The following is a 2709-nucleotide window of genomic DNA, read 5'->3' on the forward strand; positions in this document are numbered from 1 at the left end:
CATGATCACGATCCGCCGAAATGCGTGATCACGTTCGCCGGAATACGCAATGTTCGCGTTCTGCGGCGGCTCCGAGCGAACGCGCAGCGCGACGTCGATCGAATCCTCGAACAGGTCGATCACGCGATTCGTCACACGGATGTGCACCTTCACTTCGGGATAGCGATGCAGGAATTCCGGCAGGATCCGCGACAGCATCGTCTGCGACAGCGTGACCGGCACGCTGACGCGCACGGACCCGCGCGGCGACGCACGCAGCTGCTGCACCGCGTTCATGGCCGCCTGCGCCTCGGCCAGCATCGCCTGGCAGTGCTGGTAGAACAGCTCGCCCGCCTCGGTGAGCGCCAGCTTGCGCGTCGAACGCTGCAGCAGCCGCACGCCGAGGGCGCCCTCGAGTTCCGTCAGGCGCCGCGACAGGCGCGATTTCGAGATGCCGAGGACGCGCTCCGCCGCGGAAAAACCGCCGTGCTCGACGACCTGCGAAAAGTACATCAGGTCGTTCAGGTTATGTGCATCGATGTTCATGTCATCGTTCCAATTTCAGAACAATCCATTGCGGGTCACCGCAAATTCCCAAGCAAATCGGTCAATATAATAGCGTAGTGTTTCAAAAATAACGCTATTCCGTTGATTCGAGGGCTTCCCCATGACGACCGCTCGTTCGCTTGACCGCATCTACCCCGCCGTTCGGACGACCGAAGGCGGCGGCTTCGTGGTTCACCGCCCGTTCCCCACGCGTCAGCTGATGGACTTCGATCCGTTCCTCTTGCTCGACGAGATGGGCCCCGTCGACTATGCGCCCGGCGAGGCGAAAGGCGCGCCCGACCATCCGCACCGCGGCTTCGAAACCGTCACGTACGTGCTCGAGGGGCGGTTCCGTCATCGCGACTCGGCCGGCCATGCGGGCACGCTCGGGCCCGGCGACGTGCAATGGATGACGGCCGGCTCGGGCGTCGTGCACAGCGAGATGCCGGACCCCGAGTTCGCGCGAAGCGGCGGCCGCTCTCACGGCTTTCAGCTGTGGGTCAACCTGCCGCGCCGCGACAAGCTGATCGCGCCGCGCTACCAGGAAATGTCGGCCGACCGCATTCCGACCGCGACGTCGCCGGACGGACGCGCACGCGTGCGCGTGATTGCCGGCGAAGCGTTCGGCGTGCGTGCGGCGATCGAGACGCGCACGCCGATCCTCTACCAGCACTTCACGCTGCAACCCGGCGCGACGGTCACGCAAGCGGTGCCCGCCGGCTATCGCGTGTTCGCCTATCCGCTCGAAGGAACGGGCCGCTACGGGCCTGATGGGCAAGCTGTCGACGCACGTCACATGATCGTGTTCGGCGACGACGGCGATACGGTCACGTTCGCCGCCGGCGACACGTCGCTCGACCTGCTGCTGATCGGCGGCACACCGCTGAACGAGCCGATCGTGCGCTACGGCCCGTTCGTGATGAATACCGAAGAAGAGATTAGGCAGGCCGTCGTCGATTATCAGACCGGTCGCATGGGACGCATCGAAGCGTAATGCGTACGGGACGGGACGCGGGTGCCGCGAAGCCGCGCGTTTTGCGTCACAATGACTTCCTGACTTGAACCACACGGCGTCCCGCCACAAGAAGGAAACCGTCCCCTTGAACTTCGAACATCTGATCCAGATCAACACCGACGATCCGGCCATCCCGACCCTCACGCGCGACCAGCTGTGGGAGGGCCTCGTGCTGCGCGCGGAGCAGCCGCAGCTGTTCGTGATCGGCCTCGACAGCTGCGTCGTTCGCGAGCGCACCGCGACCACGCTGGAGCGCGAACTGCATTACGGCCACGCAATCGTGCGCGACCGCGTGACCTTCACGCCGAATCAGCAGGTCCGCTATGACATTCACGCGGCCGACGGCGAAATCGGCGGCTCGCTGACGATGACGATCGAGGAACGCGACGATCATGAGCTGTTCCTGCGTTTCGAATACCGGACGACGCTGACCGTCACCGACGACAGCGAGGAAGCGCGGCAGACGCACGGCATCGTGAAGGAAGCGTATCGCACTTCGGACATCGATACGGTGCGCCTGATTCGCGAGTACGCGCAGGGCCGCAAGGACCCGGATCCGCTGCACTGACACGGGCGGCGGCGTGCTCGCCGCCGTTTGCCTCAAGCTATCGACCCCGCTTCCCCGATCAATAAAGAGTTTTTGTAAATGGGAATAGTTATCATTTAGAATTCATTCCATCGTATCGACAGTCACCGATCAAACCGAATGACCGACACCATGCGCCCGACTACGCTGACCTTGCGCCGCACCGCCGGCACTGCAGGCGGCAGCCGTCAGAAGACGGCGGCGGTTACCGCTCCGGCGAAGCCTGCCGGCAACCGCGACAGCGGCACACGGGTCGTCAGCAGCGACGCGCTGCTGCAAGGTCACAGCCACATCAGCATTGCGCACAACGGCGAAACGTATCAGTTGCGCGCAACGCGGCTCGGCAAGCTGATCCTGACGAAGTAACGACAGAGTATTGTGGGGACCACCTCCCTGAGAGGTGTTGGGCATTAGCCAGCGCAACGGCTTGCACGCGAGATCTAGACCCCTTCGTGCAAACACACTCAAGCAGCCGTTGCAGCAAGCCAAGCCACTTTTTTGGTTCTCACTCGGCAACAAAAAAGCGACACGTCCTTTGAACTGCACCCCAAAAGTTGGATACCGATCCAACCTTTGGGGTGTT

At 63.1% G+C, this 2709-nt stretch carries 4 protein-coding genes; 3 read left to right on the plus strand and 1 reads right to left on the minus strand.

Going from position 1 to position 2709, the window contains the following annotated elements:
• On the minus strand, window positions 1-525 hold a 525-nt coding region (locus tag ACSHSS_RS29970; protein ID WP_445545956.1), incomplete at its 3' end, for a LysR family transcriptional regulator.
• A 121-nt stretch (window positions 526-646) separates the two neighbouring features.
• Here ACSHSS_RS29970 and ACSHSS_RS29975 point away from each other — a divergent pair.
• The 3 genes from ACSHSS_RS29975 (at window position 647) to hemP (ending at window position 2492) form a co-directional block, all read left to right on the plus strand.
• Window positions 647-1519, plus strand: coding sequence for a pirin family protein (locus ACSHSS_RS29975; protein ID WP_006402042.1), 873 nt, complete (start codon window positions 647-649; stop codon window positions 1517-1519).
• Window positions 1520-1625: 106 nt separating this feature from the next.
• Entirely contained in the window at window positions 1626-2108 is a 483-nt protein-coding gene (locus ACSHSS_RS29980; protein WP_006402043.1) for an SRPBCC family protein, read from the plus strand.
• 138 nt (window positions 2109-2246) lie between these two features.
• The gene (gene hemP / locus ACSHSS_RS29985; RefSeq protein WP_006402044.1) at window positions 2247-2492 is read left to right on the plus strand and encodes a hemin uptake protein HemP; all 246 of its coding nucleotides are present in this window, start codon (window positions 2247-2249) and stop codon (window positions 2490-2492) included.
• Window positions 2493-2709: the final 217 nt, after the last annotated feature.

The sequence above is a fragment of the Burkholderia sp. BC1 genome (genome assembly GCF_052683555.1).

Bases quoted from the DNA above. Each gene is read 5' to 3' on its own strand.
- hemP (WP_006402044.1), top strand. From the start codon at position 2,247: ATGACCGACACCATGCGCCCGACTACGCTGACCTTGCGCCGCACCGCC.
- ACSHSS_RS29975 (WP_006402042.1), top strand. From the start codon at position 647: ATGACGACCGCTCGTTCGCTTGACCGCATCTACCCCGCCGTTCGGACG.